This window comes from Acidipropionibacterium jensenii DSM 20535, from assembly GCF_000425285.1.
Lineage (GTDB): Bacteria > Actinomycetota > Actinomycetes > Propionibacteriales > Propionibacteriaceae > Acidipropionibacterium > Acidipropionibacterium jensenii.
The window spans coordinates 34,173-56,098 of the sequence record NZ_AUDD01000004.1; the positions used below are offsets into that span (position 1 = coordinate 34,173).

The 21,926-nt window shown below is 68.3% G+C and carries 27 protein-coding genes; 23 read left to right on the plus strand and 4 right to left on the minus strand.

The features are described 5' to 3' along the window. Positions 1-29: 29 nt before the first annotated feature. Together H590_RS0103225 and mce are read right to left on the minus strand one after the other, a co-directional pair. A complete protein-coding gene (locus tag H590_RS0103225; protein WP_028702430.1) occupies positions 30-1,520 on the minus strand; it encodes a DivIVA domain-containing protein in 1,491 nt (496 codons plus the stop codon). A gap of 184 nt (positions 1,521-1,704) precedes the next feature. Further along, positions 1,705-2,166, minus strand: coding sequence for a methylmalonyl-CoA epimerase (gene mce / locus H590_RS0103230; protein WP_028702431.1), 462 nt, complete (start codon positions 2,164-2,166; stop codon positions 1,705-1,707). 218 nt (positions 2,167-2,384) lie between these two features. Between mce and H590_RS17125 the strand changes: the two genes are divergently transcribed. Together H590_RS17125 and H590_RS0103240 are read left to right on the plus strand one after the other, a co-directional pair. Further along, positions 2,385-2,531, plus strand: a complete 147-nt coding sequence (locus H590_RS17125; RefSeq protein WP_232020950.1) for a hypothetical protein — start codon at positions 2,385-2,387, stop codon at positions 2,529-2,531. A 19-nt stretch (positions 2,532-2,550) separates the two neighbouring features. Beyond that, the gene (locus tag H590_RS0103240) at positions 2,551-3,078 is read left to right on the plus strand and encodes a PH domain-containing protein (RefSeq protein WP_301456246.1); all 528 of its coding nucleotides are present in this window, start codon (positions 2,551-2,553) and stop codon (positions 3,076-3,078) included. Positions 3,079-3,324: 246 nt separating this feature from the next. On the opposite strand, the gene H590_RS19040 is transcribed toward H590_RS0103240, so the two are convergent. Next, positions 3,325-3,489 carry a hypothetical protein gene (locus H590_RS19040; protein ID WP_232020951.1) on the minus strand — a complete coding sequence of 55 codons (165 nt, stop codon included), beginning with the start codon at positions 3,487-3,489 and terminating at the stop codon, positions 3,325-3,327. Between the two features lie 28 nt (positions 3,490-3,517). On the opposite strand from H590_RS19040, the gene H590_RS0103250 reads away from it, so the two are divergent. The 18 genes from H590_RS0103250 to H590_RS14640 all read left to right on the plus strand — a co-directional run bounded on the left by H590_RS0103250 (position 3,518) and on the right by H590_RS14640 (position 18,482). Continuing rightward, the gene (locus H590_RS0103250; RefSeq protein ID WP_028702433.1) at positions 3,518-4,315 is read left to right on the plus strand and encodes a polysaccharide deacetylase family protein; all 798 of its coding nucleotides are present in this window, start codon (positions 3,518-3,520) and stop codon (positions 4,313-4,315) included. Between the two features lie 160 nt (positions 4,316-4,475). After that, complete coding sequence (locus tag H590_RS19045) at positions 4,476-4,727, plus strand: hypothetical protein (protein WP_232020952.1); 252 nt, start codon at positions 4,476-4,478, stop codon at positions 4,725-4,727. Positions 4,728-4,744: 17 nt separating this feature from the next. Next, the gene (locus H590_RS19050; RefSeq protein ID WP_232021015.1) at positions 4,745-5,053 is read left to right on the plus strand and encodes a DUF1345 domain-containing protein; all 309 of its coding nucleotides are present in this window, start codon (positions 4,745-4,747) and stop codon (positions 5,051-5,053) included. 272 nt (positions 5,054-5,325) lie between these two features. Next, entirely contained in the window at positions 5,326-6,378 is a 1,053-nt protein-coding gene (locus H590_RS17130) for a CHAP domain-containing protein (protein WP_126412591.1), read from the plus strand. 279 nt (positions 6,379-6,657) lie between these two features. Next, positions 6,658-8,724 carry a threonine--tRNA ligase gene (thrS, locus tag H590_RS0103265; RefSeq protein ID WP_028702434.1) on the plus strand — a complete coding sequence of 689 codons (2,067 nt, stop codon included), beginning with the start codon at positions 6,658-6,660 and terminating at the stop codon, positions 8,722-8,724. A gap of 3 nt (positions 8,725-8,727) precedes the next feature. Beyond that, positions 8,728-9,303 carry an HIT family protein gene (locus tag H590_RS0103270; RefSeq protein WP_028702435.1) on the plus strand — a complete coding sequence of 192 codons (576 nt, stop codon included), beginning with the start codon at positions 8,728-8,730 and terminating at the stop codon, positions 9,301-9,303. Then, a complete protein-coding gene (gene pgsA / locus H590_RS0103275; protein WP_028702436.1) occupies positions 9,296-9,919 on the plus strand; it encodes a phosphatidylinositol phosphate synthase in 624 nt (207 codons plus the stop codon). The genes H590_RS0103270 and pgsA overlap by 8 nt, the downstream gene beginning before the upstream one ends. Then, the gene (locus H590_RS14630) at positions 9,916-10,875 is read left to right on the plus strand and encodes an LpxL/LpxP family acyltransferase (RefSeq protein WP_051238123.1); all 960 of its coding nucleotides are present in this window, start codon (positions 9,916-9,918) and stop codon (positions 10,873-10,875) included. Before pgsA ends, H590_RS14630 begins: the two co-directional genes overlap by 4 nt. Further along, complete coding sequence (locus tag H590_RS0103285) at positions 10,872-12,029, plus strand: glycosyltransferase family 4 protein (protein ID WP_028702437.1); 1,158 nt, start codon at positions 10,872-10,874, stop codon at positions 12,027-12,029. The genes H590_RS14630 and H590_RS0103285 overlap by 4 nt, the downstream gene beginning before the upstream one ends. Positions 12,030-12,096: 67 nt before the next feature. Then, positions 12,097-12,900, plus strand: coding sequence for a DUF881 domain-containing protein (locus H590_RS0103290; RefSeq protein WP_126412593.1), 804 nt, complete (start codon positions 12,097-12,099; stop codon positions 12,898-12,900). 100 nt (positions 12,901-13,000) lie between these two features. Beyond that, positions 13,001-13,333, plus strand: a complete 333-nt coding sequence (locus H590_RS0103295; RefSeq protein ID WP_028702439.1) for a small basic family protein — start codon at positions 13,001-13,003, stop codon at positions 13,331-13,333. Further along, complete coding sequence (locus tag H590_RS14635; protein ID WP_084149238.1) at positions 13,326-14,159, plus strand: DUF881 domain-containing protein; 834 nt, start codon at positions 13,326-13,328, stop codon at positions 14,157-14,159. Before H590_RS0103295 ends, H590_RS14635 begins: the two co-directional genes overlap by 8 nt. Positions 14,160-14,264: 105 nt before the next feature. Continuing rightward, the gene (locus H590_RS0103305) at positions 14,265-14,654 is read left to right on the plus strand and encodes a glycine cleavage system protein H (RefSeq protein ID WP_028702440.1); all 390 of its coding nucleotides are present in this window, start codon (positions 14,265-14,267) and stop codon (positions 14,652-14,654) included. Between the two features lie 105 nt (positions 14,655-14,759). After that, a complete protein-coding gene (locus tag H590_RS0103310) occupies positions 14,760-15,266 on the plus strand; it encodes an FHA domain-containing protein (RefSeq protein WP_028702441.1) in 507 nt (168 codons plus the stop codon). After that, a complete protein-coding gene (gene ftsR / locus H590_RS0103315; protein ID WP_028702442.1) occupies positions 15,266-15,958 on the plus strand; it encodes a transcriptional regulator FtsR in 693 nt (230 codons plus the stop codon). Before H590_RS0103310 ends, ftsR begins: the two co-directional genes overlap by 1 nt. A gap of 43 nt (positions 15,959-16,001) precedes the next feature. Next, a complete protein-coding gene (locus tag H590_RS0103320) occupies positions 16,002-16,466 on the plus strand; it encodes a bifunctional nuclease family protein (RefSeq protein ID WP_028702443.1) in 465 nt (154 codons plus the stop codon). A 192-nt stretch (positions 16,467-16,658) separates the two neighbouring features. Further along, a complete protein-coding gene (locus H590_RS0103325) occupies positions 16,659-17,228 on the plus strand; it encodes a MerR family transcriptional regulator (protein ID WP_028702444.1) in 570 nt (189 codons plus the stop codon). Between the two features lie 93 nt (positions 17,229-17,321). Beyond that, positions 17,322-18,482: a YhjD/YihY/BrkB family envelope integrity protein gene (locus H590_RS14640; protein ID WP_051238124.1), complete on the plus strand. Its 1,161-nt coding sequence runs from the start codon at positions 17,322-17,324 to the stop codon at positions 18,480-18,482. Positions 18,483-18,634: 152 nt separating this feature from the next. Here H590_RS14640 and H590_RS0103335 read toward each other — a convergent pair whose 3' ends face one another. Beyond that, positions 18,635-19,858 carry a pyrophosphate--fructose-6-phosphate 1-phosphotransferase gene (locus H590_RS0103335; RefSeq protein ID WP_028702445.1) on the minus strand — a complete coding sequence of 408 codons (1,224 nt, stop codon included), beginning with the start codon at positions 19,856-19,858 and terminating at the stop codon, positions 18,635-18,637. 100 nt (positions 19,859-19,958) lie between these two features. On the opposite strand from H590_RS0103335, the gene H590_RS0103340 reads away from it, so the two are divergent. From H590_RS0103340 to H590_RS0103350, 3 genes are all read left to right on the plus strand, one after another. Next, the gene (locus H590_RS0103340; RefSeq protein WP_051238125.1) at positions 19,959-20,375 is read left to right on the plus strand and encodes a hypothetical protein; all 417 of its coding nucleotides are present in this window, start codon (positions 19,959-19,961) and stop codon (positions 20,373-20,375) included. A 146-nt stretch (positions 20,376-20,521) separates the two neighbouring features. Then, complete coding sequence (locus H590_RS0103345) at positions 20,522-21,148, plus strand: L-threonylcarbamoyladenylate synthase (protein WP_036980877.1); 627 nt, start codon at positions 20,522-20,524, stop codon at positions 21,146-21,148. Between the two features lie 68 nt (positions 21,149-21,216). Continuing rightward, positions 21,217-21,912, plus strand: a complete 696-nt coding sequence (locus H590_RS0103350) for a 5'-methylthioadenosine/adenosylhomocysteine nucleosidase (protein WP_436406382.1) — start codon at positions 21,217-21,219, stop codon at positions 21,910-21,912. Positions 21,913-21,926 lie beyond the last annotated feature (14 nt).

Here is a 21,926-nt window from a genome sequence, read left to right on the forward strand (position 1 = left end):
TGGTGGCGACCACTCCCGAACGGTGCTGACTACTCCAGAACGGTGGTGGGCTCGTCCTCGCCGGCCTGCTGCTTGGCCGGGCGGATCATCGTCTTGTCGGCGTCGCTCTTCGCGGTCCCCGGCTGGTCCTTGGCGGATCGGTCCGAGGCCGGCGTGCCGGAGGTCTTCCCGGCCTTCGTGTCGTCCTGGCCCTCGGTGTCGAAGGGATCGGTACCCGGGAAGTCCTTGCCGGCCTCCCCGGCCAGTTCGCGCAGATTGCCGAGCTGGGCGAGGACCGCCTCCCGATGCTGCTGAAGGGCCGCCACCTCGCGCTCGAGCTGCTCCTTGCGCCACGCGTACTGCTCCTCGAGACGCTCCTTCATCATCGCCGCCTGGCGATGGGCGACCGCGATCCGGTTCTCCGCGTCGCGAGCCGCCTGGGCACGCACCTTCTCGGTCTCGGCGAGGGTCTCCTCGCGGATCTTCTCCGCCTTGACGGTCGCCTCCTCCAGGGACTTGGTGGCCGCCTGCATGTGAGCCGCTCCCTTGTCCTGCAGCTCGTTGAGCTTGGCAACCGCCTGATCGTGGTTCGTCCTGGTCGCGGTGGCGATCCGCTCGGCCTCCTCGTGGGCACTGCCGAGCGTCGCGGCGGCCTGCTTGTCGGCCTTGGTCGTGGTGGCCGTCGCCTGGTCATTGGCCGCCGAGGTGAGTCGAGCGGCCTCCTGGCGGGCCTTCTCGAGCGTGCTGGCGGCCTCCTTGCGGGCCTTCTCGACCGCGGCGCCGGCCTCCTGCCGGGCCGCCTCAAGGGTGCTGCCGGCCTCCTGGCGAGCCTTCTCGAGAGTGCTCGCGGCCTCCTGCTTGGCGGCACCGACGGCCTGCTCGGAGTCTTGGCGGGCCTTCGAGGTGAGCGCGCCCGCCTCCTTCTGGGCTCCCTCGATCATCTGCCGGGCCTGGGCCTCGGCGTTCTGACGGGTGGCCTCGGCACGGACCTTGGCGTCATTCATGATCGACTCGACATGGGTGGTGGCCTGGGCGACGATGGTGGTCGCCTGCTGACGCGCCTCGTCGACCGAGGTCCGGGCCTCCTTGGTGGCCTGGTCGCGCAGCTCGCGCTGATTGGCCAGTCCTGCCACCCGGATGTCGTCCGCCTCGGTCTGGGCGGCGGAGCGCAGGTCGGCGGCGACCCGGCGTCCCTCCTCCTTGATCCGCTCGGCCTCGTTGCCGGCCTTGGCCACCAGATCCTTGGCCTGGGTCTCGGCGGCGGTGAGGATGCCGGTCGCGTGAGACCCCAGGCGTGCGAAGTCCGACTTGTCGGCCTCCTGCTCGGCCTTGGCGACCTCATGGCGCAGATGGCGGGTGAGCTGCTTGAGGGTACTGACCTGCTGCTCGATCTCGCGGACGTAGTTGTCCACGCTGGTGCGGTCATAACCCCACATCGCGTGGGCGAAGCTGCCTGCGGCGCTCGCGCTGTCGTCGAAGAGATTGAGGCCGGTCTCCTCGTCGCCGGGATCCTCGCTTCCAGGCGTGACTGGATCGCTCACCACGGACTCCTTCCGATGCCATCTGTACGGACCCCACGCTACCAATGTGGACCGCAGGTTCGGCCGTGACGGGCTGGGGTGGACATCATTGACCACACCTGGCCAGGGAGTCCGTGCAGACGGACAACGGCGGAGGATCCGCGAGGGATCCTCCGCCGTCGGTCAGATGGCTGCGTCGCCGATCTCAGTCCTTGTAGGGCATGCCACCGGCCGGGGGCTCGGTGATCTCGACGAGGATTCCACCGGTGCACTTCGGGTGGAGGAAGACCACGCGGGAACCGGCGGTGCCGAGCGAGGGCTCATCGGAGATGAACCGGGCGCCGCGCTCCTTGAGGGTGGCGATCGTCTTGTCGATGTCGTAGGTGCGGTAGCACACCTGCTGAATCATGTTCTTGTTCTTGGCGATGTACTTGGCGATGGTGCTGTCCTCGCCGAGGGGCGCCAGAAGCTGGACGACGGTGCTCTCCTCGCCGCGCTTACCGGTGGCGATCATCGCCTCCTCGACGCCGTGACCCGGGTTCTTCTCACGCAGCAGCACGTGGAAGCCCAGCACCTCGGTGTGGAACTTGATGGCCTCGTCCATGTCCTTGACGGCGTAGCCGACGTGGTCGATGCACGCGAAAGGATCGTTGTTGAAGTTCTCCATATCTCATATCTTTCCACCCTCCCGGTGAAGATCGACACCGGGGTGCGGGCTGGGACAAGGGGGTGTGCGGGGCCCGCACGGCGGGATGTGCGACACGCCCGGCGTTGCGGCTGGCGCGGGGGCGGGTCGGTAGGTCAGCATGTCTGGGAGAGTGCGTCAGCACGTGTGGCGACATGCCTCGATCCCGAGAGCCGGGATCCTCAGCCGAGGAGACGAACGTGAAGAAGTTCCTGACGACGACCATCGCGGTGTTCCTGGTGGCCTTCGCCCTCTACTACATCTTCACCGACCCCGAGGGCACCGCCGACGTGGTCCGTGGATTCTTCAGTGGGATCTTCGGGTTCATCAGGGCACTGGGACGATGACCCTGGTGCCGTGCCTTCGGTGCTGAGGACGTTGCGGCGGTTCGTCGATCCCGAGGTGGACCGCCACCTGCTCGCCAGCGAGGGCGAGTTCATCATCGATGAGGTCGTCAAACACTGGTGGACACTCGTCCTGCCGATCTGCGGACTGGCCGCCAGTGTGGTGTGCTTCCTCGCGATGATTGTCACCGGGGCCGCGTGGTGGTTGTTCCTGCTGCTGGGGCTGGTGATCGACGTGTGGGCGGTGGTGAGGATGTTCCGGGTCCACATGGATCGATTCGTCATCACCAACATGCGGGTGTTCCGGGTGCACGGGGTGTTCAACCAACACCTGGCGACCATGCCGATGACCCGGATCCTCGACATCTCGGTCGAGCAGCCCTTCCTCGGGCGACTGCTCGGGTTCGGTCACTTCATCTTCGAGTCCGCCGCCCAGGACCAGGGGCTGAGGGTGATCCGTTACGTCGGGCGACCCGAGCAGCGGGATCTGATCATTCAGCGGGTCATCCAGATGGCCGGCCTGCGGACCAATCTGGCCCACCCGCGCTGACCCGGCCGTTGCCCGGTGACGACGTGGGGATCGGGTGAACACTGTCGCCGTCGCTGTGCCCGGCGGGGGAGGGGAGGGACTGCTCCGGGGCAGGAGAGAATGATTCTCAGCAGCGGCATAGTGTGGTGTCGTCATCTGCGTTCAGGTGACGGTCAGGAAGGCACACATGTCACGTCCAGTCCGGTTGCACTCGGTCCAGTCGCACCCAGTTCGCCCCACCCCCTCCCGTCCAGGTCGGGCACGGACTCAGCTGTCGGCGCTGGTCGGAGCACTCACCGTGGCGGCCCTGGCGCTCACCGGCTGCTCCTCGAGCACCACGGCGACAGCCCCCGCGACCACTCCCGCTGCCAGCACATCGGCCGGTGGATCCCCCCGTCCCTCCGGTTCAGCCACCGGATCGCCGTCGGTCACGACAGGTCCGCACGGAGTCGGAGCACCGGTGACAGATCCCTCCTGCGCCGCCCCGCCCTCGCAGTGGAAGACCTTCAGGGCACCCGACAAGGTGGTGGCTGACCTGCCGGAACTGGAGAGCGGTACCAACCACTCCAAAGTCGCCGACCGGTGGACCTATCCTGCCTCCGAGGTGCACCAGTGGATGACCAGGCCGGCCACCGCCCCCAAGGGTCGCAAGCTGGTCTTCCTCACCTTCGACGACGGGCCTGACAAGACCGTCACGGCGCAGGAGCTGACGAATCTCGAGAAGGGCGGAGTGCCGGCCACCTTCTTCATGATCACTCCTCAGATGCAGGGGGTCCCCGTGGACCTGCTGCGACGGTCCCTGAGGGACGGCAACGGCCTGGGAGTGCACTCCTACAGCCACGACTACCGGTATCTGTTCAAGGGCGACGCCGCCCAGCGGGCCACCCACGTGGCCTGCGACTACGACTGGGCACTGGCTCAGGCCAGGGCGATTCTCGGGTCGGGATACGCCGAGTCCGGGTTCCGCTACCCGGGTGGCCACATGTCGTGGAGCCATCTGGGTCAGGCCGATGCGGAGCTGGCCCGTCGGGGTGTCGTTCCCATCGACTGGAACGCCATGAGCGGGGACGCCGATGCGCAGATGCCGACAACGGTCCCGGGCTATCTGGCGATGGTCAAGAAGTCCATTGCCGAGGCCGGGAACCCGCGGGTCGTCGTGCTGCTCAACCATGACAACAAGGAGCGGACCGCCGAGGCGATGCCGAGCATCATCGCCTGGTTGAAGTCCCAGCACTACCAGTTCGGCATCATCAGCTGAGACGGACTCGTTCCCCGGGGGGCGGTGTCGGGCCACCGGGGCAAAAGAGGAGACGGGTGGTGCACTCGCAACAGGGCCGTGAGCCCGTCGGAGCCCACGGGGCGGTGTCCCGGATGGTGGCGGCCGTGGTGGCCGGCCTGGTCGTCGGAGGGCTGACCGGATGGCTCGGGGGCGGGCCTGGGGGCTGCTGTGGGGGCTCACGGCCCAGTCGGTCTGGTTCGCCGTGGCGAACTGGCTGGCGCTGTGGCCGATCGGGCCAGCAGGCACCAGGGAGCATGCCCGTCGCGAGGAGTTCCGGCCGGTGGCCGAGGAGATCGTGATCGTGGCCCTCATCGTGGCCGGTGTCACAGCGACCCTTCTGCTGGGACGGGTCGGAGACCCGGTGGCAAGCGGGTCGCAGCGGCCGCGCTGACCCTGGCCGTGGTCTTCATGCAGTGGTTCGGTCTGCACGCGATGTACGCGGCCCGGTACGCCTACGAGTACTACCGGACAGGACCGGACGGCACCCGCGAGTCCGGCGGGATCGACTTCAACCAGGACGACCCTCCGTCCTACCGCGACTTCTACTACTTCAGCTACAACTTGGGGATGACCTACCAGGTCTCCGACACCGCCGTGACGAACTCGCGGGTCTGGGCGGTGGTCCTGAGGCACTGCCTGCTGTCCTATCTCTTCGCCCTGGTCATCCTCGCCAGTGCGATCAATGTGGTCACCGGGGTCTTCACCTCCGGGCTGTGAGGACGACTCAGGCCATCACGAGGTCCTGGACTCCCGGGATTCCTGCGCGGCCTGACATTCCGAACACCGTTCGGGATCGCGTTTCCGGCAATCGTGCTTCGAGCATGATGCGGATCTCTGAGTTGTCCGCGCCCCCGGTCGCACTGGAGGGAGAGCATCACAAGAAGAATGCCACCAGTCCAGCAGAAACACTTGTCCCCCGATGAGGGGATCGACGTGCGTTCGGGGGGCGCTCACGATGTCCTCAGGAACTCAACCCACAGGAGGACATTGTGAGACAACTGCATTCTCATCGTTCGTCATCGGCAGTGATCATGCTGGTGAGCCTCGCCCTCGGACTGATCGGCTTTCAAGCCGTCGGCGCATCCCCGGCCAGGGCCGCCACCACCAACAACACCGTGATGACCACGACCCAGAGCATGTCGGCCGCGACGCTGAACTCTCGACAGGTCGGCACCTACGCGGCGGGAAGGCATCTGAACCTCATCTGCTATGCCCACGGGCAGTCTGTGAAGGGTTACTTCAGCAGGTGGATCCCCGGAGGGTGGGACAGTCTGTGGTACCTGGTCGACGACGGACACTGGGTGGCCGACGTCGACATCCAGACCTACTCACAGAACCCCGTCACCTCCGAGTGCCCCTCCGGGCCCGTGGGGGTACCGATGGTGACCACCCAGCGGATGGCCGGGCCGGGCCTCAACACTGGTCAGGCCGGGACCTATCAGCAGTACAGTGCCCTGGGGCTCGTCTGCTGGGCCAGAGGTCAGTCGGTGAAGGGATACTTCAGCAGGTACATCTCTGGTGGCTGGGACAGTCTGTGGTACCGGACCAGAGATGGCTACTGGGTCGCCGATGTCGATCTTCAGACCGGTAGTTCCGGCCAGGTCGGCCCTCAGTGCGGTCAACCCGGCACTCCCGCCTCCTCTTCGAGAGAACAGCGCGCCGTGTCCTGGGCTCTGAGTCAGGTCGGCTCTCAGCAGTACGACTTCCTGTGCGGGGCCTTCGTCGCCAATGCCTACGGAAAGAGCGCCCTCGGATACTCGAATGCGATCTCCTTCTACTCCGCCCTGCGCGGTGCCAATCAGATTCACGGCGGCACTGCCCCAGCGGGTGCTTTGGTGTTCTCTCGCAGTTCGACGGATCAGGGCAATGGTCACGTCGATATTGCTGTCGGTAACGGCACCTTTGTGAGTGGCGGGGTCTCTCGGTCCTATCGAGGGTTGAGAGGCGGTGGAAGCACCGTGCAGCTGATGCCGACGCTGAACCCATCCCACGGAGCCGTGTACCTCGGCTGGGCCTACGCCCCGACGTCCTGGCGCGGTTGATGACCCCCCAGGGGTCTGACCGGTAGGTCGTGACCAGCACAACCGGGCAGGTGACCGGTCCGCAGGACCGGTCACCTGCCCGGACGGCCCCATCGTCGGGGATGACGTGCGCACCGATGCCAGCCGTGTCATCGCTGTCGGGGGATGACCCAATGAGCATCCTTCTGGTGGTTTCGGGCATGATAGACAAGGTCGGTCCGGGCCGCGGGTACCCGCGGGCCCGCCGATGTCACATTCCACCCGGCCCTGTCCGGGCGCGTCGAGAGAGAGAACGTCATCGTGTCCTTCACCATCACCGTTCAGCGATCCGGAGATTCCGAGGAGCGACAGGTGGACACTACGACGACCGGCCTCGACCTGTTCGGATCTGATCGTTCCGTCGTCGCGATGAGGGTCGACGGCGAGCTCGAGGACCTTCAGCGCCCGATCAGCCAGGACGCCACCGTCGAGGCGGTGGAGGCCACCAGTCCCGACGGCCTCAACATCATCCGTCACTCGGCCACCCACGTGATGGCCCAGGCCGTCCAGCAGGTCTTCCCCGAGGTCAACCTGGGGATCGGCCCCTTCATCACCGACGGCTTCTACTACGACTTCGGAAACATCGATCCCGTGACCCCCGAGCTGCTCAAGGATCTCGAGAAGCGGATGAAGAAGATCGTCAAGGAGAACCAGCGGTTCGTGCGGCGTCCGGTGACCGAGGAGGAGGCCCGCCGCGAGCTCGCCGACCAGCCGTACAAGCTGGAACTGGTCGACTCCAAGGGCGGCCACGAGGCCGAGGGCGCCTCGGTGGAGGTCGGCGGCTCCGAGCTGACGATCTACGACAACGTGCGGCGCGACGGCGAGACCGCCTGGAAGGACCTGTGCCGCGGACCCCATGTGCCCTCCACCAAGTACCTGGGCAACGGGTTCGCGCTCACGAAGTCCTCGGCGGCCTACTGGAAGGGCGACCAGGCCAACGATCAGCTGCAGCGGGTCTACGGCACCGCCTGGGCCTCCAAGGACGATCTGGTGGCCTACCAGACCCAGATGGCCGAGGCGGCCCGCCGCGATCACCGCAAGCTGGGTGCCGAGCTGGACCTGTTCAGCTTCCCCGAGGAGATCGGGCCCGGGCTGGCGGTGTTCCACCCCAAGGGAGGGATGCTGCGCCACATCATCGAGGACTTCATCATCTCCGAGCACCTCAAGCGCGGATTCGACATCGTCTACACCCCTGAGATCACCAAGGGCGGCGTCTTCCACACCTCGGGTCACCTGCCCCACTACGCCGAGACGATGTTCCCCCCGATGAACGTCGATGAGGAGCGCGACGACCAGGGCAACATCACCCGCGCCGGCCAGGAGTACTACCTCAAGGCGATGAACTGCCCGATGCAGAACCTCATCTACAAGTCCCGGGGTCGCTCCTACCGGGATCTGCCGATCAAACTGTTCGAGATGGGCCACGACTACCGCTACGAGAAGTCCGGGGTGGTCCAGGGGCTGACCCGGATGCGCGGGTTCACCCAGGACGACTCGCACATCTACTGCACCCCCGAGCAGGCTCCCGAGGTCATCAAGAACCTTCTCGGGTTCTTCGACGAGGTGCTCTCGGCCTTCGGACTGGGGGAGTTCTACCTCGAGCTGTCGACCCGTGACGCCGAGGGCAAGAACCAGGACAAGTTCATCGGCTCGAACGAGGACTGGGCCGAGGCCACCCGGATCCTGCAGGAGGTCTGCGAGTCCAGCGGACTGGACCTGGTGCCCGACCCGGGCGGCGCGGCGTTCTACGGCCCGAAGGTCTCGGTCCAGGCCAAGGACGCCATCGGACGCACCTGGCAGATGTCGACGGTCCAGTACGACTTCAACCAGCCGGAGCGGTTCAAGCTGGAGTACACCGCTCCCGACGGCAGCCGCCGGCGTCCGGTGATGATCCACTCCGCCAAGCTCGGCTCCGTCGAGCGGTTCATCGGAGTCCTCACCGAGCACTACGCGGGAGCCTTCCCGGTGTGGTTGTCGCCGGTCCAGGTCCACGCCGTCCCGGTCGCCGAGGAGTTCGACTCCTACCTGGACGGACTGGCCGCCCGGCTGCGCGCCGCCGAGCTGCGTGTGGAGATCGACAAGTCCACCGACCGGTTCGGCAAGAAGATCCGCAACGCCACCCAGACCCGGTCGCCGTTCATCGTGATCGCCGGCGGCGAGGACGTCGCGGCGTGGGCGGTCTCCTTCCGCTTCCGCGACGGCTCGCAGCTCAACGGGGTCCCGATGGACCGGGCGGTCGCCATCATCGACGGCTGGGCCAGGGCCAGGCGCAACGACGACCCGACCGCCGGCAACGCGGAGTCGGTGCTCGGCCAGTCCGAGGCCTGAGGAATGGCGGCAGACCACGACGCCGACCAGGTCCGGATCGAGTTCGACGACGACGAGGTCGGTGTGCCCGATCCCTTCCGTCGGCTGTGGACACCCCACCGGATGGCCTACATCGGCGGGCAGGACAAGCCGGCCAGCGCCCGGGCCGGCCAGGATTGTCCGTTCTGCCGGGCCCCGTCGCACCGTGACGAGGAGTCCCTCATCGTCCACCGCGGCGAGTTCTGCTATGTCGTGATGAATCTGTACCCGTACTCGCCCGGACACCTGCTGGTGTGCCCCTACCGCCACGTCGCAGGGTATGTGGATGCCACTGCCGAGGAGACCCGCGAGATGGCCGAGCTCAGCCAGTCGGCGATCCGCGTGCTCACCGCCACCTCCCACCCGCAGGGATTCAACCTGGGGATGAACCAGGGGGCGCCCGGTGGCGCCGGGGTGGCCGCCCACCTGCACCAGCACGTCGTCCCGCGGTGGATCGGGGACACGAACTTCCTGCCCATCATCGGTGGCACTCGGGCGGTGCCCCAGCTGCTGGGGGACGGGCGGGCGCTGCTCGCCGAGGCCTGGGAGACCCATGCTTGAGCACTTCAGAGCCAGCTGGCAGAAGGTCATGCACCCGATCGGGGCGCTGCTGATCCGCCTTGGCGTCACCCCGGACATGGTCACCTGGGCGGGAACCATCGGGGCCATCGCGATGGCCCTGGTCTTCTTCCCTCTGGGCATGCTGTGGCAGGGCTCCCTGCTGGTCGCCCTGTTCATCTTCTCCGACTCCCTGGACGGGAACATGGCCCGCCAGATGGGTCGGCACTCCCAGTGGGGGTCCTTCCTGGACTCCTCCCTGGACAGGCTCGCCGACGGCGCGATCTTCGCCGGACTGGTGCTGTACTACACCGGCCCGGGCGACTCCAGGCTGTGGGCCGGGGCCGGACTGGTGGCGCTCATCCTCGGCCAGGTGACCTCCTATGTGAGGGCGAAGGCCGAGTCCCTGGGAAAGACGGCGTCGATGGGTCTGGCCACCCGTTCCGACCGACTCCTGGTGACCCTGTTGGGGGCCGAGCTCACCGGTCTGGCGAGTGTCGGCGTCCTTCCTCACTGGTTCACCTGGGCACTGCCTGTCGGGCTGTGCTACCTCAGTCTGGCAGGAGCCGTGACGGTCGGACAGCGGATGGCCGCGGTGCGCCGACAGGTCACCTCGTGACCCCTGGCCATCGATCCGACTCCGGCCGCGGCCGGCTGTCGGCCGCCACGCTGGGCCTGGCCGGCCATCTCCCCGACTCTGTCTGGCGTCCCGGGGCCCAACTCGCCGGGTCGGTGCTGGCCCGGTTCCCCACTGCCGGGGTGCAGCGGTGGCGGGGCAATGCGCAGACCATGACAGGGCAGCGCCCGTCTCCCGCCCAGACCCGCCGCGCGGTCGTGTCGTGGATGCGCACCACCGTCACCTCCATGCAGCTGCCCCGCTGGTCGGGGGAGCGCATCGATGCCACGGTCGACCATGATCCGGCCCAGCTGCAGGCGCTGCGCAGGGCCTGTCGGGACCGGGGCGCGCTGGTGGCCCTGCCTCACATGGGATCCTGGGACCTGGCCGGAGCCTGGGTGGCCCGGCGCGGCATGCCGGTGACCACCGTCGCCGAGCACCTTCCCGAGGCCGAGTTCCGGCTGTTCGTGCGAACCAGGGAGCGTCTGGGAATGCGGGTCCTCGGCTACCGCGAGCCAGGAACGGTGCGCCATCTGGTCGAGGACCTGTCTGGCCACCGGCTGGTCTGCCTGGTCGCCGACCGCGACCTGTCGGGTGGCGGTGCCCCGGTTCACTGGGCGACCGCCGACGGCCCGGTCCCCGGTTCGATGCCCCCCGGGCCCGCCCACCTGGCGGTGCTCACCGGCGCCGCACTGATCGGTGCGGCGTGCAGCTACCGGGGCCCCGACCGGATGCACATCGAGCTCTCACCGATCCTGGAACCAGCCGCCGGAGAGACCAGCAGGCAGCGGGTCAGCCAGCTCACCGAACGGCTGGCAGAGTGGTTCAGCGCCCAGATTCGCGACCAGGTGTGCGACTGGCACATGTTCCAACCCTTCTTCCCAGACCCTGTGATCCCAGGCCCTGTGATCCCAGACAATAGGGCCATGCATCCGGACTCGGCCGGGACCGGCCAGTGACAAGGGCCGACGACTGGCTCAGCATCGGACTGGTCTGCCCCTACTCCTTCACCCGGCCCGGAGGGGTCCAGAACCATGTCCTCGGGCTGGCGCGCTGGCTGCGCCGACGCGGACATGTCGTGGCCCTGCTCGGCCCGGGTCATCCCGACCGCCGGACCCTGCGGAGCCTGGGACTGCCTCCGGAGTGCTTCACCAGCACGGGCCGCAGCGTGCCCGTCCCGGCCAACGGATCGGTCGCCCGCCTGAACTTCGGGGCGGCATCGGCTGTCCGGGTGAGGTCGTGGATGAGCGACCACTGCTTCGACGTCATCCACCTCCACGAGCCACTCACCCCGTCCAGCTCGCTGCTGGCCCTCTGGAACGCAGACCGGCCGCTGGTCGCCACGTTCCACTGCTGCTTCGAGGACTCCAGTTTCGCCGACTCGACACTGCTGCGGGTGGCACGAAGGCTGGCCCCCTCCTCGTTGGCCCGCATCGACGAGGCGGTCGCCGTCTCGCAGGCGGCGGCCGAGGCGGCGCGACGCGCCTGGCGGGTGGACCCGGTCATCATCGGCAACGGGGTGGACACCGCCGAACTGTCGACGGTGTGGACCGCCCCGGCCCCCTGGCGCGGCGGGGAGCATCCCAGGGTGTGCTTCCTGGGCCGCTTCGAGGAGCCCCGCAAGGGCTTCTCCGCCTTCCGCAGGGCGGTGCACCGGGTGCGTCTGAGCCATCCCGATGTGGACGCCGTGGTCATCGGGCCGGGCGCGGTGCCCGGCGACACCGACGGCCTGCGGTTCCTGGGCCCGCTGTCCGATGCCGATCGCGACCGGGTGCTGGGATCCTGCGATGTCTACGTCGCCCCCAACAGCGGGGGGGAGTCCTTCGGGATCGTGCTGGTGGAGGCCCTGGCCGCCGGGGCGAGAGTGGTGGCCAGCGATCTGCCCGGGTTCCGGGAGGTCCTCACCGACGATCGCGGACTGGTGGGATGGCTGGTTCCTCCCGCCGATGCCGCTGCTCTGAGCCGGGCCATCAACCAGGCCCTCGGCAGTGGGGACAGCGGTCTGGCGGCACGAGGTCTGAGACGCGCCCGGCAGTTCGACTGGGAGTCGGTCGGTCCCCAGCTCGAGGACCAGTACCGGGCGGCCATCTCGTCGCGGCGCAACCGTCGGTGACTCCGCTCACTATTCTGGGACACGTGGCGAGACCGATCGAGACATCCGGGCCGGTCGGGCGGCGACCATGAGCAGCCCCACCCCCGAGCATGCGCCGCGCCCGGACGCCAGCATGGATCTGCTGCGCCAGGTGCGTCAGGAGGCGATGGAGCCCGAGTACCTCACGGCCGAGGACCGCCATGGCCGGGAACGGCCGCACGGACGGGGTCTGATCGGAACCCTCACCATGCTCGTGCTGGCCGGCCTGCTCCTGGGCGGCGCCTGGCGCGCTACCACGGTGGCGCGGCCGGCCACGGTGGCCGAACGCGACGACCTCATCAACCGTGTCCAGTCCGCCCAGGCGCACCGGGCCAGCCAACAAGCGGCGGTCGGTCGACTGCAGCGCCAGGTCGATGCGATGCGAGCCTCCCAGTCGGCCGCCGGCACCGCCGCGGCCCGGATCTCGGCCGCGGGCATGGCGGCAGGTCAGGTCGCGGTGGTCGGTCCCGGCGTCCAGGTGCTCCTGGACGACTCACCGGACGGCTCCGACGAGGGACGGGTCGGCGACCAGGACCTGCGCCAGCTCATCAACGGGCTGTGGCAGGCCGGTGCCGAGGCGATCTCGGTCAACGGTCACCGGATCACCACCCGCACCGCGGTCCGATCCGCCGGATCGGCCATCACGGTGGACTACGTCTCGCTCACCCGGCCCTACCGGGTCAGTGCGATCGGCGACCCCAATGTGATCCCCGGGAAGCTCTCCCAGAACGGCGGGGGGCAGTGGATGGCCTACATCGCCGACAATTTCGGCGTGCGCTGGTCGATCACGACTGCCAGCACTCTCAAGCTGCCGGCCGGGGCAGGATCCGTCAGCCTCGCCACCCCGCGGTGAACCCCGTGGTGATTCGCCCACTGATGGTGGGCACACCGCCCCGGGACGCTGCCGGTGGCGCGCCATGGCAGGATGGTGCCCATCGAGGAAGGGAACGGACATGATTGCGGTCGCTGGCCTGATCATCGGAGTCATTCTCGGCCTGGTGCTCAATCCAGCCCTCCCGGTGACCCTTCAGCCCTACCTGCCGATCATGATCGTGGCCGCCCTGGACGCCCTGGTGGGTGCCGCCCGCGCCTATCTCGGGCACACCTTCTCCGACAGGGTCTTCGTGGTGTCCTTCCTGTCGAATGTCCTGATCGCGGGGCTGATGGTCTGGGTCGGGGATCAGATCGGCGTCGGCTCCCAGCTGTCGACGGCCGTCGTGGTTGTCCTGGGAATCAGGATCTTCACCAACGTCGCAGCCATCCGACGGGCCCTGCTGCATGCCTGATCCGCACCAGAACCCCGAACAACAGGACATCCGCGCGCCTCAGGACAGCCCTTCACCGCGGGCGAGTTCCGGGACGCAGGACGGCCCCGGCACCGACCGGCAGAAGCCCTCGCACCGCGCCAGAATCCTCCACGACCTGGCTCACCCGGCGTCCGGACAGCTCATTGTCGCCATCATCCTGTGCCTGTGCTCCTTCGCGGTGGTCACCCAGGTGCGGTCTCGGGCCGACGAGGATCCGTTCGCCTCGATGCGGCGGGCCGATCTGGTCACCATGCTCGACTCGCTGTCCACCTCCTCCCGGCAGCTCGACTCCGAGCTCGCCGAGCTGCGCGACACCCAACGGCAGTTGCAGTCGGGGGCCGATTCCCGGCAGGCCGCCCAGAAGCAGGCCGCGACCCGGCTCTCCCAGCTCCAGGTGCTCTCCGGAACCGTGCCGGTCCAGGGCCCCGGCATCACCATCAGGATTGCCGATCCCGGCGCCAAGGTGACCTCCGACATCCTGCTGGACGCCGTCGAGGAGCTCCGCGACGCGGGGGCCGAGGCGATCTCCCTCAACGGGAAGGTCCGCGTGGTCGCGAGCACCTGGTTCGCATCCGGTGCCGACAGCGTGATCGCCTCAGGCACCCCGATCAGCCGACCCATCACCATCCAGGCCATCGGCGATCCGCACTCCCTCGAGGAGGGCGCCAGGTTCCGCGGCGGTCTGGTCTCCCAGGTCCAGGCGCCTCAGGTCGGGGGCAGCGTCCAGATCACCTCATCCACCCTGATCAGGATCACCGCGGTCGCCACCCCGGCGCCGATGACTCACGCCAGCCCCGTCCGCTGACACCTGAGGCCGTGGGCGGCTAGTCTGGGTGACAGCACGGCCGACACCGTGCCGCGGCAGACCTGCGACAGGCGCCGATGACACCACGCTCAGGAGGTTTCTGCGATGGCCGGTGCCCCCGAGGATCTCCAGTACACCGTGGACCACATCTGGGTACGCCCGGGCAACGGCGACGAGGTGCGGGTCGGTCTGACCGCCGAGGGCCTCTCGGGAATCGCCGAGATCCTCGACGTGACGCTGCCCGAGGTCGGCGAGCAACTGGCCCGGGGCGATGTCGCGGCCGAGATCGACACGGGCGATGAGCCCGTCGACGTGGAGACGCCGGTGAGCGGGGTGGTGGTCGCTGTCAACCAGGTGGTCGCCGACTCGGCACAGACCCTGGCGGCCGACCCCTACGGGGACGGTTGGCTGATGTCGGTCGAGCTCACAGCGCCCTCCGAGCTGGACGACCTGCTCGACGCCGACGCATACGATGCTCTCACCGACTCGTCCTGATGCGGCGGGAGTGGTGAGGATCCGACAGACTGCAACAGGCAGACGTCCCGCTGCAGGACGGGTGGGAAAACAGGCCCCGGAAGGGGCCGGGAGTGAGGATGCGAGATGAACAAGTGCCTCAGGTGCGGGCAGGACAACGCGGATGACGCCAACTTCTGCTCTCGCTGCGGAGCTCGTCTGGGCGCCGCGGCGGGCATTCCAGGGGACAACACCGGGGTGATCCCGGTGATGACCGACGAGGTCGTCGCCGACACCCCGGAGCTGTCGGGGGAGGCGCTGTCCGCCATCGCGGACCTTCCCGAGGGGGATGGACTGCTGGTCGTCCAGCGCGGGCCCAATGTCGGCACCCAGTTCGTTCTCGACCAGGACGTCACCACGGCAGGTCGCAGCACCCACTCCGACATCTTCCTCGACGACATCACCGTTTCGCGGCACCACGTGAAGTTCATCCGCAGGGATGGCCGGATCTACGTGGAGGACCAGGGCAGCCTCAACGGCACCTACGTCAACCGCACCCTGGTGGATGGATCGGCCCCGCTGCGCGAGGGCGACGAGGTGCAGATCGGCAAGTTCCGGATGATCTTCCACCTCGGCGGGAGCGGACTGCGCTGATGGCTGGCCCGGTCTGGAGCATTGGGCAGGTGATGAAGCTCCTCAAGCCGGATTTCGCCGACCTCTCCATCTCGAAGATCCGATTCCTGGAGACCGAGGGTCTGCTGAGTCCCGAGCGCGCACCCTCCGGGTACCGAAAGTACGCCGAGTCCGATGTCGAGAGACTGCGCTACATCCTCACCTGCCAGCGCGACAACTTCCAGCCCCTGAAGGTGATCCGCGAGCATCTCGAGATGCTCGACCGGGGGGAGGAGCCTCCCAGTGTCGATCAACCCGCACCGCCGGGAGCCGGTTCCGACAAGGAGCCCGGAGTCCAAGGTCCGGTGATTCCCCAGCCCCGGGCGCCGATCAGGATGAACCGGCGGGAGTTGGTGAGGGCCAGTGGGATCACCGAGGCACACCTGGTCGAGCTGGAACGCCATCAGCTGGTGCGCACCAAGCGCGGTCACGACTGGTACGGCCAGGAGGCGCTGATGGTGTGTGTGGCGTCCCGCAGGCTGCGCGAGTACGGGATGGACACCCGTCACATCCGGGCGATGAGACAGGCCGCCGAGCGGGAGGCCGGGATGATCGAGCAGACGGTGCTGCCGCACGCCCGGCACCCCCAGCGGGCCAATCAGGTCGCCACGGAGATCACCTCCCTGGTGCTCCACGCGCATGCGGCGATGGTCTACGACCTGCTCCAGCACTGACGTCGTTCTGTCGGCCATCGACCGCGGGTAGGCTGGCCCTATGGTGGTCGCACTGGAGGTTGTCGGGATCCGGCTGGACCAGATCTCACAGTCGCCCATCCTGCTGCTCAAGGAGTCCGAGGGACGCCGCCATCTGGCGATCTGGATCGGCGCCTCCGAGGCGGCATCGATCGCCCAGGCCATCGACGACGTCGAACCCCCACGACCGCTGACCCACGACCTGTTCGTCACCGTGCTGGGCGAGCTGGGCTGTCCTAGCCCGCAGATGGTCATCACCAGTGTCACCGATGGCGTGTGGGAGGGCGAGATCCGCCTGCGACCGGGCCATGTCGTGCAGGCCAGACCCTCGGACATGGTCGCCCTGGCAGTGCGGCTCGGGGTCACCGTCGGCTGCCACGAGGAGGTCCTCGAGGAGTTCGGCATCCTTCTCGACGAGTCCCCCCAGGATGAGGTCGAGAGGTTCAAGGAGTTCCTCGACCATGTCAGCCCGGACGACTTCGAGGACTGAGCCCGGCAACCCTAGAGTGTCACTTGACCCTCTGATCTCATCTGAAATGCCTTGTCAGAGGGTTCTTCGAGGAGATTCCTGGGGTATCCTTGAGACCCCACGGCGTGGCAGCGGTTCGCTCGGACGGCGGCCACGTAGCGTCTGTGGGACAGGGACGGTACCGAATCGGCCCAGAGACAGAGGGTGATCGAGATGGTCGAGAGTGCGGCTCAACAGGCCTCCTCGCCCAGATGCGCACAGAGCGCGCTCTTCGACGGGGACTTCTTCCCCCTTCCCGATGACATCGGGTTCCGCGGCCCGGTGGCCTCCGGCGCTGCTGGGATCACCTACCGTCAACTCGACTACTGGGCCCGCACCGGTCTGGTCCGCCCGGAGATTCGTGGCGCCTCGGGGTCGGGCAGTCAGCGGCTGTACTCCTTCCGCGATATCCTGCTGCTCAAGGTCGTCAAGCGGCTGCTGGACGCCGGTGTGGCTCTCCAGCAGATCCGGATCGCCCTCGATCACCTGCGCGCCAATGGCGTCGAGGAGCTCTCGACGGTGACCCTGATGAGTGACGGCGTCTCGGTCTACGAGTGCACCCGTGACGAGGAGGTCATCGATCTGCTGCGCGCCGGCCAGGGCATGTTCGCCATCTCGCTGGGGGGAGTCTGGCGCGACGTCAACGGCTGCCTGTCGACACTTCCGCACGAGAAGGTCGGTGGCGCCGCTCATCATGCCGAAGATGAGCTGTCGCGCAGAAGGGCCACCCGCCGGGTGTCGTGACACTGACGTCCTGAGCCAGGGAGCCGGCCGATGAGGGAGGCGCTGAGGAGTGCCGCGGACAGGGCGCTTCGTCGTCCTCCCATTGCCCACCTGGTGCGTGCCCAGGCTCGCTACTCCAGCCGGCTGGGGAATCACTTCGCCGCCTCCATCACCTTCTTCACGGTGCTCGCGGCGGTCCCCGTGGTCGCCTTCTCCTTCGCCACCCTGAGCGTGGTGCTGACTCATCTGCGTCCTGACATCTTCGATGCCGTCAAGGATCTGGTCATCCGGTCGCTGGGGTCGACCGGCGGCGCCCACAAGGTCACCGAGGTGATCGACTCGTCGGTGCGCAGCACGGGATCCTGGGGGACCCTGGCCACCACCATTCTGGTCACCCTGTGGACCGGCGTCTCATGGATCGGCGATGTCCGCTCGGGGGTGCTGGCCCAGTGGGAGCCCTCCTTCAGCATGGTCAAGGAGGACAAGAACCCGCTGGCCTCCAAGGCCCGAGACATGCTGTCCTTCATGACGGTCCTGGTGGTGCTGCTGGTGGTCTTCGCCACCGCCCAGGCTGGCTCGGCCCTGTCGGGGGCGCTCGGACGGCGTCTGGGCCTGGATCTGCTGCCGGGTCACACCGTCATCGTGACGATCTCCGGGCTGGTCGTCTCCACCCTCGCCGGGGCGCTGTTCTTCGTCTTCCTGTACGGCATCCTGCCGCGATCGCGGCGCAACTGGTCGGCGATCCTGCGCGGTTCACTGGCTGCCGGGGTGTGTCTTGCGGCGGTGCAGACCGGCGCCGGAATCGTGGTCCGGGCGGTCAGCGTCAACCGCGCCGTCCAGGCCTTCGGATCGATTGTCGTGGTGATGCTGGTGCTCAACCTGCTGGCCCGGATCATCCTCTTCGTGGCGGCCTGGATCGCCACCGCCGATCAGCCCGCGGTGGCGTTCCGGTGGCATGACGCCGATGCTCCCCTCGAGGAGCGCGAGGGAGCTTGGACCGCGGAGGGCCACTGGCAGGCCGCCCACGCCGACCGGGAGGCTCAGCGGCGCGAAGCCGAGGGGTCCGGCCCGGACACGACCCACGAGGAGGAGCAGGGCAGCGGAGAGGGCCAGGAGGTGGTGGCGACCGTCGCCGAGGACGGCCGCCGGGTGCGTGCCGGACTGACCGGCTTCCTGGCCGGGGTCGCGGTGAGTGCGGTGGCACTGCTCGGGTCGGTTCTGGTGTGGGCCGGGCTGCGTCATCGAAACCGTGACCGCCAGGACCAGACACCCTGAGCCCAACGAGAGCAGCGCCCGACCCCGCAGGGTCGGGCGCTGATGTGAGCACTCGGGCCACCAGCGACCCGAGTCGCTGGTGGCCCGAGTGCCTTGTGGTACGAGCTGGTGGTCCGTTGGCGTCGGTGCCCGCCGGGCTCCGACGCCAACCCTCAGTGCTGGAGCGGCTTCGGCGCGCCCTGCCCGATCTCGTCGAGCATCGAGGTGAACCAGGGCTGGGTGAGATCGAAGGGCTTTCCGCCCTTGATCCGGTCGAAGTCGATGTTGGTCAGCACGTCGCCGGCCTCCTCGTCCTGGCCGATGACCCCGGAGCGTCCCGACAGGGCGCACTCCACGGCCAGCTCGGTGCAGCGACCGATGAGCTCCAGATCGGCCTCGTTGGAGGCGGCCGAACGGGAGAAGTAGCCGGACTTCTGGACCATCGTCTTCTCGGCGGACAGCCTCTTGGCGAACTGCTTGCCGAACCACGCCCCGGGGTTGATCTTGTCGAGCTTGACGTGGCCGAAGGGGTCGCGCGGGACCTCCTCGCCGGACTTCTCCAGCTCGGCGATGATGGCGTCCAGGCCGGCCCCCTCGGACAGGAAGATGGTGACATTGCCGACGGTGTCCATCACCTTGTTGAGGCGCTCGGCCTCGGCGTCCAGGTCGATCTCGGCCTCGGGGAGGTAGACCGCGTGGATATCCCACGCCTCGCGCGACAGACCGATCTCGGGGACCCACTCCTGGGCGTCGAGCCACTCCCGGTACTTGGCGGCGGTGGCTGCGGTGAGATATCCGCAGTTGCGGCCCATCACCTCGTGGACGATGAGCATCCGCGAGCCGGAGTTGTGCTCGGCCACCACATTGGCGGCGAACTTCGCGCCCTGCTCGGCGGCGGTCCAGGCGCCCAGCGACTGGCGGATCGGGATGATGTCGTTGTCGATGGTCTTCGGCAGTCCGACGACGGTCAGGCCGTAGTCGTGCTCGGCGAGATAGGCGGCCAGGTCGGCCGCGGTGGTGTTGGTGTCATCGCCGCCGATGGTGTGCAGGACGTCGACCCCGTCGGCCACCAGCCGGTCGGCGGCCACCTTGAGAGGATCCTCGCCCTCGGCCACCAGGCCGCGACGGACCAGATCCTCCTTGTTGGTCAGCTTGACCCGGGAGTTGCCGATCGGCGAGCCGCCGAAGCGGTGCAGCACATCGGCCTTGGCACGCACCTCGTCGGTGACCGTCAGGTAGTCGCCCTTGAGCAGCCCCTGGTATCCGTACCGGTAGGCGATGATCTCGACGTCTGGGGCTACCTCGGTGTAGTGCTTGACCAGCCCGCCGACCGCCGTGGAGAGGCAGGGGGCGAAGCCGCCCGCCGTGAGCAGGGCGACCTTCTTGACCTGGGCCATGGTGTGGAGACCTTTCTTCGGGTGAGATGTCGCGCACCAGCCTAGGCCACCGTGGCCAGAGTCTTCCCAACAGGTGCCCGGACGTGCTGAGCTTGTCCCCATGACCACCACCGCTCTGCTCGGGACGCGCTGCCGGGAGCGCGGAGCCAGCATGTCGGTGGCGGCCGCCCTGCTGATGCCCTGCCTCATCCTGGCCGGGGGACTGGCGGTCGACGGCGCCCAGCAGGCCCGCGCCCGTCGGGAGGCCCACACCCTGGCCGCCCAGGCCTCCCGGGCGGGCTGCGATGAGGCCTCGGCCGCCCAGCTGGTCGGGATGGCGGGGGATGGCACGGCCCGCGCCCGGCAGGTGGCCGCAGTCGCCCCGGCGGGGGTGACGATGAGTGCGACGGTGAGCCGGCAGGGTGATCTGCTCACCGTGCGGGTCAGCGTCACTCGGGCGACCATCGTGCTCTCGGCGATCGGTGTTGACGCGGTGCACGGGCACGCCCGGGCCAGCTGCCGGCTGGTCCCCCGGTAGTCGGCACCGGTAGTCGGCACCAGGGTTCGGGGCCCTCAGGGATGGCTCGGACGCCAAGGAGGGTTCAGGGGTTCCGCGAGAGTACGGCGGCTCCGTGAGATCCGGATTGGCGGCCGCCCGGGGCCCTCCACCGATAGCATGTGGCAATGGCCCATTCCCACTACTATCCGGTCCACCCCGTCAACCCCCAGCGCCGCTCCCTCAACCAGGTGGTCGCTCTGCTCCGGGACGGGGGACTGATCGCCTACCCGACGGACTCGGGATACGCGTTCGGGTGCCGACTCGGCAACAAGGACGCTCTGGAGAGGATCCGCCGGATCCGCGATCTCGACGAGAAGCACCACTTCACCCTGGTGATGAGCGAGTTCGCCCAGGTCGGCCAGTACGTGCAGATGGAGAACTGGGTGTTCCGCACCATCAAGGCGGCGGTGCCCGGGCGCTACACCTTCATCCTGCGAGCCACCCGTGACGTCCCCAAGGTGATGCTGCACCCCAAGAAGCACACTGTCGGGGTGAGGGTCCCCGACCACGTCACCAGCCTGGCGCTGCTGGACGCCCTCGGCGAGCCGATCGTCTCGTCGACCCTCATCCTTCCCGATGCCGAGCAGCCGATGGACGACGGCTGGCAGGTCCAGGAGACCCTGGGCCAGGAGCTGGACGCCGTGCTGGACTCCGGAGACTGCGGCACCGAGCCCACCACGGTCGTCGACTTCAGCTCCGGGGAGGCCGAGATCACCCGGATGGGCGCCGGCGACCCGACACCCTTCCAGTGAGCGGGGCAGGGCCAGTGAGCACGACAGGGCCAGTGAGCAGGACGGGGACGATGGACCCGTCCGAGCAGATCCTCGGGCTGCTGGGCGCGATGGACGAGGAGGTCCGTCTGATCCGCTCCGACCTCGTCGGGGCCCGGGTGGTTCCCGGCCCCTGCGAGATGATCGCCGGCCGACTGGAGGGCCGACCGGTGATCCTGGCGCGGTCGGGGATCGGCAAGGTCAATGCCGCCCTGGCGGCCGCGGCGATGGTCTCGGCCGGTGCCTCCTCGATCGTCTTCACCGGTGTCGCCGGCGCGGTGGCCGAGGGACTGGGGGTCGGCGATGTCGTGATCGGGGACCGATTCGTCCAGCACGACGCCGATGGCACGGCCTTCGGCGACCCGATCGGTCAGGTGCCCGGAGAGCCGCAGTTCTGGAGGCCCGACGAGGCCCTGAGCGATCGGGCGCACGCCGCCGCGGCCTCCCTGGCGGGCCGTGCGGACGGCGCGGGCCATGCGGTGGTGCGGGGGACCATCGCCAGTGGGGACCAGTTCATCGCCGACCCCGTCAGAGTGCAGTGGCTGCGTGAGACCTTCGACGCGTCGGCCGTCGAGATGGAGGGAGCGGCGCTGGCCCAGGCGGCGAGCCATCTGGGGGTGCCCTTCGCGGTGGTGCGGATCCTCTCCGACTCCGCCGACGGGGACGCCGTCCAGGACTTCCCGGCATTCCTGGCCGAGGCCGCCGAGCGGGACCGTCAGCTGGCCCGGATGCTGGTCGTCGGCTGAAAGGACCGCAGCAA

What these genes read in the sequence shown, in the direction of transcription:
- H590_RS0103345 (WP_036980877.1), top strand. Translation starts at nt 20,522, where the DNA reads ATGGCCCATTCCCACTACTATCCGGTCCACCCCGTCAACCCCCAGCGC.
- H590_RS0103335 (WP_028702445.1), bottom strand. Translation starts at nt 19,858, where the DNA reads ATGGCCCAGGTCAAGAAGGTCGCCCTGCTCACGGCGGGCGGCTTCGCC.
- H590_RS0103310 (WP_028702441.1), top strand. Translation starts at nt 14,760, where the DNA reads ATGAACAAGTGCCTCAGGTGCGGGCAGGACAACGCGGATGACGCCAAC.
- H590_RS0103305 (WP_028702440.1), top strand. Translation starts at nt 14,265, where the DNA reads ATGGCCGGTGCCCCCGAGGATCTCCAGTACACCGTGGACCACATCTGG.
- ftsR (WP_028702442.1), top strand. Translation starts at nt 15,266, where the DNA reads ATGGCTGGCCCGGTCTGGAGCATTGGGCAGGTGATGAAGCTCCTCAAG.
- H590_RS19050 (WP_232021015.1), top strand. Translation starts at nt 4,745, where the DNA reads ATGCAGTGGTTCGGTCTGCACGCGATGTACGCGGCCCGGTACGCCTAC.
- mce (WP_028702431.1), bottom strand. Translation starts at nt 2,166, where the DNA reads ATGGAGAACTTCAACAACGATCCTTTCGCGTGCATCGACCACGTCGGC.
- H590_RS0103325 (WP_028702444.1), top strand. Translation starts at nt 16,659, where the DNA reads ATGGTCGAGAGTGCGGCTCAACAGGCCTCCTCGCCCAGATGCGCACAG.
- H590_RS19045 (WP_232020952.1), top strand. Translation starts at nt 4,476, where the DNA reads ATGGCTCGGGGGCGGGCCTGGGGGCTGCTGTGGGGGCTCACGGCCCAG.
- H590_RS0103270 (WP_028702435.1), top strand. Translation starts at nt 8,728, where the DNA reads ATGGCGGCAGACCACGACGCCGACCAGGTCCGGATCGAGTTCGACGAC.
- H590_RS0103340 (WP_051238125.1), top strand. Translation starts at nt 19,959, where the DNA reads ATGACCACCACCGCTCTGCTCGGGACGCGCTGCCGGGAGCGCGGAGCC.
- H590_RS0103290 (WP_126412593.1), top strand. Translation starts at nt 12,097, where the DNA reads ATGAGCAGCCCCACCCCCGAGCATGCGCCGCGCCCGGACGCCAGCATG.
- H590_RS0103295 (WP_028702439.1), top strand. Translation starts at nt 13,001, where the DNA reads ATGATTGCGGTCGCTGGCCTGATCATCGGAGTCATTCTCGGCCTGGTG.
- pgsA (WP_028702436.1), top strand. Translation starts at nt 9,296, where the DNA reads ATGCTTGAGCACTTCAGAGCCAGCTGGCAGAAGGTCATGCACCCGATC.
- H590_RS14635 (WP_084149238.1), top strand. Translation starts at nt 13,326, where the DNA reads ATGCCTGATCCGCACCAGAACCCCGAACAACAGGACATCCGCGCGCCT.